The 14878-nt window shown below is 73.3% G+C and carries 17 protein-coding genes; 5 read left to right on the top strand and 12 right to left on the bottom strand.

Going from position 1 to position 14878, the window contains the following annotated elements; genetic code table 11:
• Nucleotides 1-57: 57 nt before the first annotated feature.
• The 3 genes from ACQPXG_RS24080 to ACQPXG_RS24070 form a co-directional block, all read right to left on the bottom strand.
• On the bottom strand, nt 58-402 hold the full coding sequence (locus ACQPXG_RS24080; protein ID WP_433461367.1) for an RNA polymerase-binding protein RbpA: 345 nt from the start codon (nt 400-402) through the stop codon (nt 58-60).
• Nucleotides 403-543: 141 nt separating this feature from the next.
• Nucleotides 544-1149 (bottom strand): ATP-dependent Clp protease proteolytic subunit, encoded by a 606-nt coding sequence (locus tag ACQPXG_RS24075; protein WP_433461366.1) that lies wholly within the window; start codon nt 1147-1149, stop codon nt 544-546.
• The gene (locus tag ACQPXG_RS24070) at nt 1146-1718 is read right to left on the bottom strand and encodes a ClpP family protease (protein ID WP_433470038.1); all 573 of its coding nucleotides are present in this window, start codon (nt 1716-1718) and stop codon (nt 1146-1148) included. The genes ACQPXG_RS24075 and ACQPXG_RS24070 overlap by 4 nt, the downstream gene beginning before the upstream one ends.
• A 184-nt stretch (nt 1719-1902) precedes the next feature.
• On the opposite strand from ACQPXG_RS24070, the gene ACQPXG_RS24065 reads away from it, so the two are divergent.
• Nucleotides 1903-2187 (top strand): type II toxin-antitoxin system prevent-host-death family antitoxin, encoded by a 285-nt coding sequence (locus ACQPXG_RS24065; protein ID WP_433461365.1) that lies wholly within the window; start codon nt 1903-1905, stop codon nt 2185-2187.
• Here the strand turns inward: ACQPXG_RS24065 and ACQPXG_RS24060 are convergent.
• Nucleotides 2177-3361, bottom strand: a complete 1185-nt coding sequence (locus tag ACQPXG_RS24060; RefSeq protein WP_433461364.1) for an MFS transporter — start codon at nt 3359-3361, stop codon at nt 2177-2179. The genes ACQPXG_RS24065 and ACQPXG_RS24060 overlap by 11 nt on opposite strands.
• A 17-nt stretch (nt 3362-3378) precedes the next feature.
• Nucleotides 3379-4137 carry a DeoR/GlpR family DNA-binding transcription regulator gene (locus tag ACQPXG_RS24055; RefSeq protein WP_433461363.1) on the bottom strand — a complete coding sequence of 253 codons (759 nt, stop codon included), beginning with the start codon at nt 4135-4137 and terminating at the stop codon, nt 3379-3381.
• 60 nt (nt 4138-4197) lie between these two features.
• On the opposite strand from ACQPXG_RS24055, the gene ACQPXG_RS24050 reads away from it, so the two are divergent.
• Complete coding sequence (locus ACQPXG_RS24050; protein ID WP_433461362.1) at nt 4198-4797, top strand: HAD family hydrolase; 600 nt, start codon at nt 4198-4200, stop codon at nt 4795-4797.
• 41 nt (nt 4798-4838) lie between these two features.
• Here the strand turns inward: ACQPXG_RS24050 and ACQPXG_RS24045 are convergent, their stop codons facing one another.
• Nucleotides 4839-5651 (bottom strand): glycerophosphodiester phosphodiesterase, encoded by an 813-nt coding sequence (locus tag ACQPXG_RS24045; protein WP_433461361.1) that lies wholly within the window; start codon nt 5649-5651, stop codon nt 4839-4841.
• A gap of 116 nt (nt 5652-5767) precedes the next feature.
• Here ACQPXG_RS24045 and ACQPXG_RS24040 point away from each other — a divergent pair, with 116 nt between their 5' ends.
• On the top strand, nt 5768-5989 hold the full coding sequence (locus ACQPXG_RS24040) for an EF-hand domain-containing protein (RefSeq protein ID WP_433461360.1): 222 nt from the start codon (nt 5768-5770) through the stop codon (nt 5987-5989).
• A gap of 18 nt (nt 5990-6007) precedes the next feature.
• Here the strand turns inward: ACQPXG_RS24040 and ACQPXG_RS24035 are convergent, their stop codons facing one another.
• From ACQPXG_RS24035 to ACQPXG_RS24010, 6 genes are all read right to left on the bottom strand, one after another.
• On the bottom strand, nt 6008-7843 hold the full coding sequence (locus tag ACQPXG_RS24035) for an MFS transporter (protein WP_433461359.1): 1836 nt from the start codon (nt 7841-7843) through the stop codon (nt 6008-6010).
• 129 nt (nt 7844-7972) lie between these two features.
• The gene (locus ACQPXG_RS24030; RefSeq protein WP_433461358.1) at nt 7973-8524 is read right to left on the bottom strand and encodes a TrmH family RNA methyltransferase; all 552 of its coding nucleotides are present in this window, start codon (nt 8522-8524) and stop codon (nt 7973-7975) included.
• Nucleotides 8521-9135, bottom strand: a complete 615-nt coding sequence (locus tag ACQPXG_RS24025) for a class I SAM-dependent methyltransferase (protein WP_433461357.1) — start codon at nt 9133-9135, stop codon at nt 8521-8523. The genes ACQPXG_RS24030 and ACQPXG_RS24025 overlap by 4 nt, the downstream gene beginning before the upstream one ends.
• A gap of 49 nt (nt 9136-9184) precedes the next feature.
• Nucleotides 9185-10132, bottom strand: a complete 948-nt coding sequence (locus tag ACQPXG_RS24020; RefSeq protein WP_433461356.1) for a VWA domain-containing protein — start codon at nt 10130-10132, stop codon at nt 9185-9187.
• Nucleotides 10129-11139 (bottom strand): DUF58 domain-containing protein, encoded by a 1011-nt coding sequence (locus ACQPXG_RS24015; RefSeq protein WP_433461355.1) that lies wholly within the window; start codon nt 11137-11139, stop codon nt 10129-10131. Before ACQPXG_RS24015 ends, ACQPXG_RS24020 begins: the two co-directional genes overlap by 4 nt.
• Nucleotides 11136-12152, bottom strand: a complete 1017-nt coding sequence (locus ACQPXG_RS24010; RefSeq protein WP_433461354.1) for an AAA family ATPase — start codon at nt 12150-12152, stop codon at nt 11136-11138. Before ACQPXG_RS24010 ends, ACQPXG_RS24015 begins: the two co-directional genes overlap by 4 nt.
• 188 nt (nt 12153-12340) lie before the next feature.
• Here ACQPXG_RS24010 and ACQPXG_RS24005 point away from each other — a divergent pair, with 188 nt between their 5' ends.
• The gene (locus ACQPXG_RS24005) at nt 12341-13099 is read left to right on the top strand and encodes a hypothetical protein (protein WP_433461353.1); all 759 of its coding nucleotides are present in this window, start codon (nt 12341-12343) and stop codon (nt 13097-13099) included.
• A gap of 102 nt (nt 13100-13201) precedes the next feature.
• Nucleotides 13202-14848 carry a DUF885 domain-containing protein gene (locus tag ACQPXG_RS24000; protein ID WP_433461352.1) on the top strand — a complete coding sequence of 549 codons (1647 nt, stop codon included), beginning with the start codon at nt 13202-13204 and terminating at the stop codon, nt 14846-14848.
• The last annotated feature ends 30 nt before the right edge of the window (nt 14849-14878 follow it).

Genomic DNA, 14878 nt, shown 5'->3' with positions numbered 1-14878 from the left:
GGACGGGCCCGTACCGCCACACCGGTACGGGCCCGTCCCGCGAATCCTGTCAGCCGCTCACGCGGACCTTCTGCGCCCCGCCCGGAGGATCTCCAGGCGTTCGGCCAGAACCTCCTCAAGGTCTTCAACGGTCCTGCGCTCCATGAGCATGTCCCAGTGGGTGCGCGGCGGCTTTCCCTTCTTGGCTTGCGGCAGTTCCCCGTCGACCCGCAGGGCCGCGGCGCCGCAGTTGCGGCAATCCCAGGTCATCGGCACCTCGGCCTCGGCTGCGAGCGTCACGGTGAACCGGTGGCCCTTCGTGCAGGTGTAGTCCACCTCTTGCCGAGGAGCCAGATCGGTGTTGCGATCGTTCTCGTAGCTCGTCGCTCCGAGTCGTGTGCCGCGAAGTGCGCGCTCGGCCATCTTTACGTGCCTCCCGGACGGCTTGCGGTCTTGCCCTGACCAACGCTGAACACCGTGACAAGATTCCCGCGCCCGGCGTGATCCAACCCTGCCGTTTCCGGCCGCCTCGGGGCCGCCGCCGGGAAGCGTCCGGCTGGGGCGCTAGTGACGGGATGTGAGCACCGCGTCGATCAGCCCGTAGTCCTTGGCCTCGTCGGCGGTGAAGTAGCGCTCGCGGTCCAGGTCGCGGCGGACGGTCTCGGGGTCCCGGCCGGTCGCCTCCGCAAGGATCGCCTCGGTCTGCGCGCGCAGCCGCAGCACCTCCGCCGCCTGGATGGCCAGGTCGGTGGTGTGGCCGCGGGACACCTCGATCGCCGGCTCGTGCAGCAGGATCCGCGCGCCGCGCAGCGCCTGCCGCCGTCCCGGCGAGCCCGCCGCCAGCAGGATCGCCGCCGCCGACCCGGCCTGCCCGACGCAGGTCGTCTCGACCTCGGGCCGGACGTAGCGCATCGTGTCGCAGATCGCCAGCATCGACGTCAGCGACCCGCCCGGCGAGTTGATGTAGAGGGCGATGGGCCGGTCGGGGTCCATCCCCTCCAGCGCCAGCATCTGCGCGGTGACGTCGTTGGCGCTGATGTCGTCCACCGGCGCCCCGAGGAAGACGATCCGTTCCTCGAACAGCTTGCTGTAGGGGTCGGTGTCCTTGCGCCCGTAACTCGTCCGCTCCTCGAACTCGGGGACGAGGGAGCGCCTCTCCGCTCGTGTCATGTGCCCACCCGGTCGGTGCTGTCGATGACATGGTCGACGAAACCGTAGTCGCGGGCCTCCTCGGCGGTGAACCAGGCGTCCCGGTCGCCGTCGGCCTCGATCTGCTCCAGCGGCTGCCCGGTGTGGAACGCCGTCCGCTCCGCCAGGGTCCGCTTGAGGTAGAGCGACTGCTCCGCCTGGATCTTGATGTCGGACGCGGTGCCGCCGATCCCGCCGTGCGGCTGGTGCATCATCACCCGCGCGTGCCGCAGCGCGTACCGCTTGCCGCGGGTGCCCGCGCACAGCAGCGTCTGTCCCATGGACGCCGCCATGCCCATCGCGACCGTGGATATGTCGTTCGGGACGAACTGCATCATGTCGTAGATCGCCATCCCGGCGTCCACGACCCCGCCGGGGGAGTTGATGTAGATGGTGATGTCGCGCTGCGCGTCGTGCGCCGCGAGCAGCAGCAGTTGCGCGTTGACCCGGTTGGCCACCTGGTCGTCGATCTCGGTGCCGAGGAACACGATCCGCTGCGCGAGCAGCCGCTCGAACAGCTGCGCGTCGGCCAGGAGCGGCACCTCGGTCACCGAGGCCCGCGACCTGCCCGCATAGGTCTCCGCCCGCCGCCCGCCATCCTGCCGCCTGGGTTCGCCGCTCACGTGCCCTCCTCGATCATCTGTACATTTCGTACACTACGTACGCATGGAGGCTAATGCGCGAGGGCTTGGACGGCCAGGGGAGAGTCCGGCGTTTCGCTATACGATGAATCACGTGGATGTTCCGGTTACCGAAGCACGGGCCCAGTTCGCGGATCTGGTGAACCGGGTCGCCTACACCGGCGAGCCGGTCAAGCTCACGCGCCGGGGCAGGGTGATGGCCGCTCTGGTCTCTCCGGAGGATCTGGAGCTCCTGGAGATGGTCCGCTCCCAGCGCGCCGACCTGCAGGTCGGCGGCGCGGTCCCGCCTGGGCAGCCCGCCCTGCCGGCCGAGCGGCCGCAGCCCTCCCAGCCGATCCGCGTCGCGGCTGAGTACCGCCCGCCCGGCTTCAGGCGCTGACGCCCGACTCGCGGCCGGCCGCCGGGCGGGCGCGGACGCCGGGCCGCGGGCGCACGAGGCCCGCCGCCGACGCGGCCGCGGCGCACAGCGCCACGGGCAGGAAGAACGTGAGACCGAGCGGCATGACCTGGGTCAGTGGGCCGATCACGGCCGGACCGGCGAGCATCCCGAGGTAGCCGAGCCCGGCCACGCGGGAGACGTTGGCGCCCGCGGCGTCCCGGTCGTGGTGGCCCGCGGCGCTGAAGAGCTGCGGGACGCAGCCCGACAGCCCGGCTCCGAAGACGGCCCAGCCGATCAGGGCCGGCGTGGCCCACGGGGACAGCGCCGCACCCGCCAGCCCGAGCGCGGCCAGGGCGGCGCCGTTGCGGAGCACGGCCACCGGGCCGGTGCGCGCGGCGACCCGGTCGGCCAGCAGCCGTCCGGCCGTCATAGCGGCGGAGAAAGCCCCGTAGGCGAGGGCCGCGGTGCCCGGGGACGCGTCCAGCTCGCGCAGATGCAGCACGCTCCAGTCGTTGGCCACCCCCTCGCACAGCATGACCATGAGGGCGAGGACGGCGAGGCCCCAGATGCGCCGGGGCGTCCGGCGGCGCGCCGGGGACGCGGCGCCCGGTGCGCGGCCGGACCGCAGCAGCGCCGGGGCGGCCGCCGCGGCCACGGCCGCGCCGAGGACCGTCGCCGCGCCGAGGGCCGCCGCGGGGCTCCAGCCCCAGCTGAGCGTCCGCGCGCCGGTCAGCGCGGCCAGGACGCCGCCGATGGAGAAGGTGGCGTGGAAGGCGGACATGACGGGCCGCCCGTAGCCGCGTTCGACCTGGACGGCGTGCGCGTTCATGGCGACGTCCAGGGCCCCGTTGCCGAGGCCGAGCACCAGCAGGGCCGCGCCGAGCGTCCACGCGTCGGTGGCCAGGCCCGGCAGGACCAGCGCCGCGGCGCACAGCACCGCGCTGAGCGGCACGATGACGCGTCCGCCGGCGCGGTCGGTGAGAGGGCCGGCGATCCGCATGCCGGCGACGGCGCCCGCGCCGAGGACCAGCAGGAGCCGGCCGAGCGTCGCGTGGTCGATGCCCGCCCGGTGCTCGATGGCGGGGATGTGGACGATCCACATGCCCAGCAGGAAGCCGTTCAGGGCGAAGAAGGCGAAGGTGGCGAGCCGGGCCGCCCGCAGTGATCCGGTCATCGCGTGCACCGCGCCCGTCACACGAGGCGGACGTCGACGCCCGCGTCGCGCAGCCGGGACACGGCCGCCCCGGGCGCGGTCCGGTCGGTGATGACCATGTCGAGGTCGGTGGCCGGGCAGACGAGGCCGAGGCCGCTGCGGCCGAACTTGGCGCCGTCGCACACCGCGACGACCCGGCGGGCCGACGCGACCGCCGCGCGCTTGACCGGGACCTCGTCCAGGTCGTGCGCGGTCAGCCCGTGCTCGGCCGACAGACCGCACACGCCGAGGACGGCGGTGTCGACGCGCAGTGAGGCGAGCGACGCCTCGGTGAGCGGGCCGGTGAACGCCAGCGCCCCGGGCGTGGTCCGCCCGCCCGGGACCAGCAGCCGGATCCGGGCGGCGCCGCTCAAGGCGTTCGCGGCGTGCAGGTCGAGCGGGACGACCGTGAGCCGCCGGCCGGCGATCGTGCGGGCGACGGTCAGCGCGGTGGTCCCGGCGTCCAGGACGACGGCCTCCCCGTCGGTGAGGAGCGCGTCGACCTCGGCGGCGATCCGCTCCTTTGTCTCGGGGGCCTCGTGCTCGCGGACGGCGAACGGCAGCGCCTCCCCGCGCAGCAGCAGGCTCACCGCGCCGCCCCGCACCCGGCGCAGCACGCCCCGCTCGGCGAGCAGGTCGAGGTCGCGCCGGATGGTCATCTCCGAGGCGCCGGTCTCGTCGGCCAGATCGGCCACGCTCACGCGTTCGGTGGTTCGCAACCGCTCGATGAGCGCGTCCACACGTTTCGAACTCTCCATGTGTTGAATCAAACAGAATCTGTGTTAGAAAGTCAATCCGAGACCTTCGGGAGGCATGTCATGACATGGATCGTGTTCGACTACGCGGGTGTGATCAGCGCGTCCCCGCCCCGGGGCGCCGGGGCGCTGCTGCCGGAGACGGTGGCGGTGGCCCCCGGCCGGTTCTGGCCCGTGTACTGGGCGCACCGGCCCGCCTACGACCTGGCCGCCGTGACCGCCGCAGGGTTCTGGCGGGAGGTGTGCGCGCAACTTGACGTGCCGCTGGACGACGACCTGATCGAAGTGCTGGTGACCCTGGACGTCCGCACCTGGGGGCACATCAACGCGGACACCGTCGCGCTGCTGACGGAGCTGGCCGGGCGCGGCACGCCGCTCGCCCTGCTGTCGAACGCGCCCGTCGAGCTCGCCCGCATGGTGGACGGGCGGCCGTGGGCGTCGCTGTTCCGGCACCGTCTCTACAGCGCCGACCTGCGGCTGGCCAAGCCCGCGCCGGAGATCTTCCACGAGCTGACCGGCCGGCTCGGCGCCGCCCCGGGCGACGTGGTGTTCGTGGACGACCGCGAGGAGAACGTGCAGGCGGCCAGGACACTGGGGATCCGGTCCGTGCTGTTCACCGGCGTTCCGGGGCTGCGCGCCGAGCTGGCCCGCCTCGCCCGCTGAGCGCCGCGGTCAGGACACGGCGCCGTCAGGACACGCCGCCGTCAGGACACGGTGGCCGGTTCGCCGTGCGGCCACAGGCCGCGGGCCGACATGACCCGGCGGAGGGCGACCAGCTCGTCGGTCATGATGCCGTCGATGCCGAGGTCGAGGAGGCGTGCCATGGCGGCGGGATCGTTGACCGTCCAGGCGTGGACCTTCAGCCCGAGCCGGTGGGCGTGCTCGATGAACGCCTCGGTGACGAAGGGGACGGGCCCGAGCCCGTAGGGGACCTGGGCGCAGGCGACGCCGGTGGCGGCGAGGCGGACGAGCTTGGCGGCGGGCCCGCCGTAGGACCTGGCGCGCAGCGCCATCAGCCCGCGCGGCCCGAGCGCCATGCACACCTCGCGGTCGGTGAACAGGGGGAGGCGGGCGCGCATCTGCGTCAGCCGGCGCGTGGAGAAGGACGTGATGCACACCCGGTGCCAGGCGTCGGTGCGGTGCAGCGTCTCGGCGAGCGGGCCGATGACGGGCGCGTCCTTCAGGTCGATGTTGACGCGCGCGTCGGGGAAGGAGCCGAGCACGTCCTCCAGCCGGGGGATGGGCTCGGTGCCGGCGATGCGGGCCTTGGCGACCTCGGCGTAGGGGAGCCGGGAGATGGTTCCGGTGCGGTCGGTGACGCGGTCCAGGGTGCGGTCGTGGAAGGCGACGACGACACCGTCGGCGGTGGCATGCGCGTCGGTCTCCAGGTAGCGGTAGCCGAGATCGGCGGCGCGCTGGAAGGCGGCCATGGAGTTCTCCGGGCGGCCGGCCGCGCCACCGCGATGGGCGAAGGGGATGGGGCCGGGATGGTCGAGGAATTCGAACGAGCGCCGCACCCGTCCGATTATGGCGGACCGCGCCGCCAGTACTGACCTTACTGCGTAAAGGGGTGGGGCGGGGACGCCGGTGCTACCGTCAGCGCCGCAACCCGATTGGCGAGGGAGTGTCACGCATGGCGGACGTGAATGAATACAAGGCGACGTTCGAACTCGTGGACGTGGACGGCGACGGCTACATCTCGACGGCCGAGCTGAAGAACCTGATGGTCAAGCTCGGGCAGGACGTCGCCGACACCCGCGTCGTGGAGGTGGTCGTGGCCGCCGACGCCAACCGGGACGGCAAGATCTCCCTGGAGGAGTTCGCCGCGCTGATGGAGCAGACCGCTTCCCGGTGACGCCGGCGGCCCCTCGGGTCAGCCCGCCCGGCGGCGGAGCTTGAGGGCGTTGTCGGTGCGGGTCATGGTGCGTCCGTCCGGTGCGGTCTGGACGCGTTCGTGCTCGTCGCTGCGCAGCACCTCCCACTCGCCGTCGGGGAGGTCGAGGGATTCCAGCACCTCCGCGGGCGTGGGCAGGTGCACGCCCGGGTGGGCGTCGGGGTCCCACGGCGGGGGCCCGGCGTGCCCGACGATGAGCAGGGTCCCGCCGGGCGCGACGGCCGCGGCGGCGGCCCGCAGCACCTCCGCGCGCGGCATGTCGGCGGGGGAGTGCAGGAACTGGGCCGAGACCAGGTCGTAGACGCCGCCGGGGAAGGACTCGGCGATGTCGCATCGCCGCCAGTCGATCCGGTCGGCGACGCCCGCCTCGCCGGCGTGCCGGGCGGCGCGTTCGAGGGCGACGCCGGAGATGTCGGCGGCCGTGACGCGCCAGCCCCGGCGGGCGAGCCAGATGGCGTCGGCGCCCTCGCCGCATCCGAGGTCCAGGGCGGTGCCGGGCTCCAGCTCGGTGACCTCCTGGACAAGGACGGCGTTGGGTTCGCCGCTCCACATGTGGTGGCGCTCGGCATACCGTCCGTCCCAGTACTCCTGGGGAGTGGTTGTCTCGTCCATGCCCCGATGGTGCGCCGTGACCACCGGTTTCGGCGAACCGCCTTGCCGTTTCGGCAAAACGAGCAGGATCACCGGGACCAGCGCGGCGGGCGCGCCGGCGAGGGCGTAGCAGGCGGGCAGCGGGAGCGCGTCCAGGAGCACGCCGGTGGCGGCCGTCCCTGCGGACGCGCCGAGGTTCAGCATGGTGTTCACCCAGGCCACGGCGCGGGTCCGGGCACCGGGCGGCGCGCCGGTGTCGGCGAGCAGGTAGGCGGTGGTCAGGGTCGGGCCGACGAACAGCCCTGCCGCGCACACCGCCGCGGCCAGGACGGCCACGGACGGGGCGAGGCCTGCGGCGGCCAGGGCGAGGCCGAGGGAGCAGGCGAGGGCGGCGAGCCGGCCGTGTCCGGGGGAGGAGCGGCTCATGGCGCCGTAGGCGAGACCGCCGAGGGTGCTGCCCACCCCGAGCGCGGCCTCCACCCACGCGACCGCGGCGGGCTGGTGGTGATGCTGGGTGAACGCGACCGCCAGCAGGCCCGTCGAGCCGAGGACAACGCCGGTGGCGGCGGCCGCGACGGACGGGACGAGCGGGAACGTCGGTCCGCGTGAGGTGCGGCGCCGCTCGGCGGGGCCGGGGCGGGCCGCCGGGGACGTTGTCATGCCGGCGGTCCCGGCGGCCACCAGGACGGCGCTGAGCGCGATTCCGACGGCCGGTGAGGCGACCGCGGCCAGCAGCCCCGCCAGGAGGGGGCCGGTGACGAACACGAGTTCCTCGGAGACGGTGTCGAGGCTGTAGGCGCGGCGCAGCAGGGGGCCGTCCGGGACGAGGCCTCGCCAGAGCGTCCGCATGACCACGCCGAGCGGGGGAGCGGTGACGCCGGCGGCCACGGTCAGGGCCGCGAGCACCGGGAACGGCGCGCCCGGCCGCCAGGTGAGGGCGGCCAGCGCGGCCAGGAGGAGGGCGTAGGCGGTGGTCATCGGAGGGAGGGCGCGGCGCGGGCCGTGCCGGTCGATGAGCGCGGCGCGCAGCGGCGACAGGACCGACACGGTGAGGCCGAGCATGGCCATGAGCCCGCCGGCCTGGGCGTAGGAGCCGGTGGACGCGGTGAACGCCAGGGTCAGGGACAGGTAGACGGTCCCGTAGGACAGGCGTCCGAGAAGGGCCAGGGAGAAGGTGCGGAGAGCGTGCGGCGCACGCAGGACGGCCGCGTATGACGATGTCACGGAACGGTTCCTCAGAAGGGGCCCGAGGCGGGCGGTTCACGGGGACGCTGAAGGGCGCCGTCGCGTTCGCGGCGGCGTGGGCGTCCTACGCAAAGATGAGGAACTGCACGGGGAGATCGTAGCGTGCGGTCAGGCGCTCCACTCGCGGCGGCGGGCCTCGGCGAGGGCGATGGCGGTGGCGACGGCGACGTTGAGGGAGCCGACGCGGCCGATCTGCGGGATGTAGGTGACGGCGTCGGCGGCGGCGAGCAGGGCGGGGGAGCAGCCGTGGTCCTCGCCGCCGACGGCGAGGCAGACGTCGCCGTCCAGGGGCGCCTCGTGGAGGGGGACGGCGTCGGTGGTGAGCTCGACGGCGACCAGGCGCAGGCCCTCCTTGCGGACGGCGGCGGCGGCCTCGGCGGGAGTGCCGGCGTGTTCCCACGGGAGGAGCCGTTCGGTGCCGAGGGCGGTCTTGGCGACGTTGCGGTGCGTCGGGGGTGTGGCGTTGCCGGCGAGCCAGAGGTGCTCGACGCCGAACACGGCGGCGCTGCGGATGATCGAGCCCATGTTGAACGGCTGGGTGACCGACTCGACGAGCAGGCCGAGGCGGGCGCCGGTGCGGCGGCGCCAGTCGCGGTTGAGGCGCTTGACGTCGGTGGGCCGCAGCTGGCGGCGTCCCTGCGCGGGGTCGGGGGTGCTCATCGGGTGTGGCCTTCCGTGCGGGGTGCGGCGCGCAGGACGCGGTAGGCGGACCGGGAGGCGATCCGCTCGGTGGGGAAGCCCTGGTCGTTCAGCCAGCGCTGCAGGGAGTCGGAGCCGAGGTGCTTCTGGACGACGAGGTGGGCGAGGCCGCCGGGGGTGAGGCGGGGGAGCCAGGTGAGGAGGAGGTCGTGCAGAGCGGCCTTGCCGATGCGGATCGGGGGGTTGGACCAGATCGCGGCGAATCGCAGGGCGGGGTCCACGTCGTCCGCCAAGCTGAACCTTACATTGTCAAGGCCCGCGGCTTTGGCGTTGCTCTCCGCGAGCATGACCGCTCGCTGATTCACATCTACTCCCAAAACCCTCGCCTGAGAGGAACGTTTGGCCATGGTGAGGGCGATGGGGCCGTATCCGCAGCCGAGATCGAGGAGGTCACCGGCCGCAGGTGGCTCGGGGACGGTCTCCAGCAGCACGCGGGTGCCGGGATCGACGCGGTCGGGCGAGAACATGCCGCTGTCGGTGTCGAGCCGCAGGTGCAGGTCGGGCAGGACGAGTTCGACGGTGCGTCGGCGGCTCGCGGCGTCCGGCCGCTCGGCGAAGTAGTGTTCCCCCACGTCCGCCGACCGTATCAGCGTTCGCGCGCCGCGCGCGCCGCCGCGGGCCTCAGGGCAGGCGGGAGAACCAGGCGAGGGAGACGCCGCCGGCGGCGAAGGCGAACAGCAGGGCGATGCCGATGTAGCGGGCGGCGACGTCGCGGTGCTCGGTCTTGAAGCCGAGGGAGGTGCCGATGTTGGCGTAGACCTGGCGGAGCTGGTCGGCGTCGGCGGCTTCGTAGGCCTTGCCATCGGTGCTTTCGGCGAGGGTCTTCAGCGTCTCCTTGTTGACCGAGACGCTGGTGGTCTCGCCCTCGATGTCGACGGTGCCGTACGGGGTGCCGAAGGCGATGGTCGACACGGGGATGTGCGCGACGCGGCTGGCGTCGATGGCCTCCTGCACGGAGCGCCCGGTGGTGTTGTCCCCGTCGGACAGCAGGACGATGTGGGCGGGCGGCGGGTCCTGCCGGGCGTCGGCGTCGAAGGACCGGACGGCCTGCAGCGAGGTGAACACGGCCTCGCCGATGGCGGTGCGCTTGGCGAGGACGAGCTGGTCGAGGGAGGCGATGGCGGCGTCGCGGTCGGCGGAGGGCGCGGCGACGAGGTTGGCGCTGCCGGCGAAGGCGACGACGCCGACGTTGAAGCGTCCGGGGAGTTCGCCGATGAACTTCTTAGCGGCGGCCTTGGCGGCGTCGAGGCGGCTGGGGGTGACGTCCCTGGCCATCATGGACAGCGACACGTCCACGGCGACCATGATGGTGGCGCGGTCGCGGGGGACCTTGACGGCGGTGGCGGGCCGCGCGAACCCGAACATCATCAGGGCGATCATGATGAGGAACAGGACGGCGGCGACGTGCCGGCGCCAGCCCGGCCGTTTGGGCGCGACCTGGGACAGCAGTGCGAGGTTGGTGAAGCGGACGGCGTACTGGCGGCGGCGCATCTGCAGGAGCAGGTAGGCGGCGGCCAGCAGCGGCAGGAGGCCGAGGAGCCAGAGGCGTTCGGGTGACAGGAAGGTCATGGGCGCACTCCCGCGGTGGTGACGGGCCGGCCTGCGGCACGGCGCTGGCGGAGGGCGAAGCGGGCGACGTCGGCGATCCAGTCGCGGTCGGTGCGCAGGACGAGGTGGTGGGCGCCGCTGCGGCGCAGCGCGGCGCGGGTGCGTTCGCGCTGGTCGGCGGCCGCGGCGGCGTACTTCTCGCGGACGCGGCGGCTGAGCACGATCTCGTGGACGGTGCCGGTCTCGGGGTCGGCCATCTCGACGAGGCCGACGTCGGGGAGGTCGAGTTCGCGGGGGTCGATGATCTCGATGGCGAGGACCTGGTGGCGGGCGGTGAGGCGGCGGAGCGGGCGTTCCCAGGGGAGCTGGCCGTGCGGTCCGCCGGGGGTGGGGCCGGTGCCGTCGGGGGCGAGGAAGTCGGAGATGATCACGCGGAGTCCGCGGCGGGTCTGGCCGCGGTCGAGGGATTCGACGCCGGCGGCGAGGTCGCGGGGCGGGGTGGCGGTGGTGCCGGTGGAGGCGCCGTCTTCGGCGGACTGGGCGTCGAGGGCGGCCTGGAGGAGGGCGTACATGGCGGCTTTGCCGGTGCGGGCGGGCCAGCGGCGCATGCCGTCGGTGTGCATGAGGTAGGCGCCGACGCGGTCGCCGAGGCGGACGGTGAGGAATCCGACGGCGGCGAGGGCGGCGACGGCGAGGTCGCGTTTGATCATGGTGCCGGTGCCGAAGTCCATGCTGGGGGTGAGGTCGACCAGGGCCCAGGCTTCGAGTTCGTGGTCGGCGATGAGGTCGCGGACGTGGGGGGTGGTGGTGCGGGCGGTGACGGCCCAGTCCATGTGCCGGACGTCGTCCTCGCCGGGCTGGTAGAGGCGGGCTTCGGCGAGTTCGGTGCCGGGTCCGGGGAGCAGGCCGAGGTGTTCGCCGTTGAGGAGGCCGTCGAGGCGGCGAGTGACCTGGAGTTCGAGGCGGCGCAGGGTGCGTTCGGGGGCGAGGTGGGCGAGTTTGCCGCTGCGTCGCTTCCGCGGCGTCATGCGGTGGTCACCGCCGCTGCTCCGTGGTTCCACACGACGCGGGGCGGCGGGACGGCGGCGAGGATCTGGCCGATGACGTCGGAGGTGTCGACGCCGTCGGCGAGGGCGTCGAAGGTGAGGACGAGGCGGTGGGACATGACGTCGCGGGCGACGGCGCGGACGTCGTCGGGCAGGACGTAGTCGCGTCCGGACAGCAGGGCGAGGGCGCGGGCGGCGGAGACGAGGCCGAGGGTGGCGCGGGGGCTTGCGCCGATGTCGATGACGCCGCGCAGGTCGGGCAGGCGGTACTGCTCGGGTTCGCGGGTGGCCATGACGAGCCGGACGATGTAGTCGGCGATGAGTTCGTGGACGGCGACCTCTTCGGCGGCGCGCTGGAGGCCGGCGAGGCGGTCGGTGTCGAGGAGTTCGGTGGCCTCGGGGGGGTCGATGCTCATCCGCTGGAGGATCTGGAGTTCCTCGTGGGCGGCGGGGTGGTGGACGTCGATCTTCATGAGGAAGCGGTCGCGCTGGGCTTCGGGGAGGGGGTAGACGCCTTCGGATTCGATGGGGTTCTGGGTGGCGAGGACGATGAAGGGCCGGGGGAGGGGGAAGGTGTTGCCGCCGAGGGAGACCTGGCGTTCGGCCATGACCTCCAGGAGGGCGGACTGGACTTTGGCGGGGGCGCGGTTGATCTCGTCGGCGAGGACGAAGTTGACGAAGACGGGGCCGAGTTCGACGTCGAACTGTTCGGTGGAGGGGTGGTAGATGCGGGTGCCGACGATGTCGGAGGGGACGAGGTCGGGGGTGAACTGGAGGCGGGCGAAGGTGCCGCCGACGACTTGGGCGAGGGTGCCGACGGCGAGGGTCTTGGCGACGCCGGGGACGCCTTCGATGAGGCAGTGGCCGCGGGCGAGGAGGGCGACGATCATGCGTTCGACCATGTGGTCCTGGCCGACGATGACCTTCTTGACCTCGGCGAGGGTGGCCTGCAGGAGGATCGCGGCCTCGTCGGCGTCGGTGGCGGCGATGGTCATGTGGGTGTCCCTCGCTGTGTCCGTCGTGTGCCCGGTCATCGTGTGCGGGTGGGCGCCTTACGACCCTACGCGATCACTTGTACCCGTTCGCCGGTGATACGCGCGTGTGGTGGGTGATCGGTTGAGGGTCGGGTGTGCCGGGTGGATCTTTGGCCCGATCGTAGGGTGTGGTTGTTAGTGTTGCGGCCATGTCGAGGCCGTTGCCGCCGGGGGACCCTGCTCAGCTGGGGCCGTTTCGTCTGTCGGCGCGTTTGTCGGAGTCCGCCGCCGGGATCGTGTTCCTGGGGGTGGACGGTGCGGGGCGGCGCGCGAGTGTGGCGGTTCTGAACCGGGGTGCGGCGGGGGATGCGGCGGCGCGGGACCGGTTCCGTGCGGCGATCAATGCGGCGGTGCCGGCGCCGGGGCGTCCGGTGGGGGATGCGCAGGCGGGTGGTGCGGCGCCGGTGGTGGCGGCGCAGCCGGATGGTCCGGCGCCGTGGGTGGCGACGCTGTACGAGGCGGATCGGGCGGGGGCGGAGCGTTTTCTGGAGCCGGTGCTGTTCCAGGGGGCGGAGCGTGCTTGGTGGGGTGGGCGGCGGCGTGGGCCGCAGTTCCAGCCGTACTGGCTCGGGTCGGGGGAGCCGGCGTTGGAGCAGCCGCGGCCGCCTGGGGTGCCGGGTCCGGTCGGGGAGGGTCCGCCGGAGCGGAATCTTGTGGCGGCGGTGGTGGGGCTGGCGGTGGCGTTGTTGCTGGTGGCGTTGCTGATGGGGGTGTTGTTCGCGTGTGAGCCGGTGGCCAAGGAGCCGCCGCCTCCGCCGCCGGAGCCGACGCCGTCGTCGCGGGTGCCGTCGCAGCCGCCGGTTCCGACGACGCCGTCGCCTTCTCCGTCGCAGCCGCCGTCGTCGTCGCCGGGGTCGCCGTCGCCTTCTCCGTCGGGTTCGGGTGGGGACGACGGGGCGCCGCTGTGATGGGCGCGTGTGATGGGCTGGGTGTGCGGCCGGCGGCGGAGGTCCGCCGGTTTGGCACATTTTCATGATCGCTTTTGCGGGTGCGGGTCGTAGCCTGGGGCGGTGACCGCTCTGGATGATCTCGCCGGCCGGTATGTGGACGAGTTCGCCGCGCTGGATCCGTGCGCGGCGGCGATGATGGGGATCGCCGGGCAGGATCGGCTGCTGACCGACTACGGCCCGGAGGGGTTCGCGGCGCGGGCGGATCTGGCGCGGCGGACGTTGGCGGAGCTGGGCCGTGCCGGGGTGGAGGACGAGGCGGGGCGGATCGCGGCGGCGGTGTTGCGGGAGCGTCTCGAGGTGGACGTGGCGCTGGACGAGGCTGGGGTGCGGGAGGGGTTCCTGGACACCACCGACGGGCCGGTCCAGCGGCTGCGGATGGCGTTGGAGCTGCTGGATCAGGGGGCGGGCACCGATTGGGAGGCCGTCCACGCGCGGATGCGGGCGTTGCCGCGGGCGCTGGCGGGGTTGCGGGTGTCGTTGCGGCGGGCGTGCGGTGCGGGCCGGGTGGCGGCGCGGCGGCAGGTGCTGCGCAGTGCCCGCGAGTGCGCGGACGTTCCGGGGTATCTGGCGGATCTGGTGGCGCGGTACGGGGACGGGCCGTTGCGCGGGGGGCTGGCGGAGGCGGCGCGGTCGGCGTCGGCGGCGCTGGCGGAGTTCGGGTCGTACCTGTCGGTGGATCTGGCGGCGCGGGCGCCGGAGCGGGACGCGCTGGGCGCGGACCGGTACCGGCTGGGGGTGCGGGACTTTCTGGGGACGGATCTGGATCTGGCGGAGACGTACGCGTGGGGCTGGGAGGAGCTGGCGCGGGTCGAGTCGGAGATGGCGGTGGCGGCGGAGGAGATCCTGCCGGGTGAGCCGCTGCCGGCGGTGATGGCGGCGCTGGACGCCGATCCGGCGCACCGGATCGGGGGTGCGGAGGCGTTCCGGGCGTGGATCCAGGAGCTGGCGGACCGGGCGATCGAGGATCTGGACGGGGTGCATTTCGACATTCCGGGGCCGTTGCGGCGGATCGAGTGCCGGGTTCCGCCGGTGGAGGCCGGGGTCTACTATCTGGCGCCGGCGGAGGACCTGTCGCGTCCGGGGACGGTGTGGTGGACGGTGGGGGATCCGTTCGCGGACGTGGTGACCTGGACGGTTCCGACGACGATGTTCCATGAGGGGGTGCCGGGTCATCATCTGCAGTTGGGGGTGACGACGCTGAATCCGCGGCTGAACCGGTTCCAGCGGCTGTCGAGTGAGCTGCATCCGGGTCATTGCGAGGGGTGGGGGCTGTACGCGGAGCGGCTGATGGACGAGCTGGGTCATTACCGGGAGCCGGCGCATCGGCTGGGGATGCTGGCGGGTGGGCAGCGGTTCCGGGCGGCGCGGGTGGTCCTGGACATCGGGCTGCATCTGGAGTTGCCGATTCCGGCGGGTGCGGGGTTCCACGAGGGGGAGCGGTGGACGCCGGAGCTGGGGTTCGAGTTCCTGCGGGCGCGCAAGGGGCCGGATCCGGATTCGGCGGTGGCGTTCGAGATCGACCGGTATCTGGGGAGGCCGGGGCAGGCGATCGCCTACAAGCTGGGGGAGAGGGTCTGGCTGGAGGCGAGGGATGCGGCGCGGCGCCGTGCGGGCGCGGGGTTCGATCTGAAGGAGTTCCACCGGCGGGCGCTGGATCTGGGGCCGATGGGCCTGGACCGGTTGCGGGCCGAGCTCGCTCGCGCCTGACGGGCGGTCCCGGGGCCGGGCGGGGTGGGT

It is taken from the genome of Spirillospora sp. CA-128828, assembly GCF_050945415.1.
Taxonomy (GTDB): domain Bacteria; phylum Actinomycetota; class Actinomycetes; order Streptosporangiales; family Streptosporangiaceae; genus Spirillospora.
This window is presented reverse-complemented; position numbering and strand designations above follow the sequence as displayed.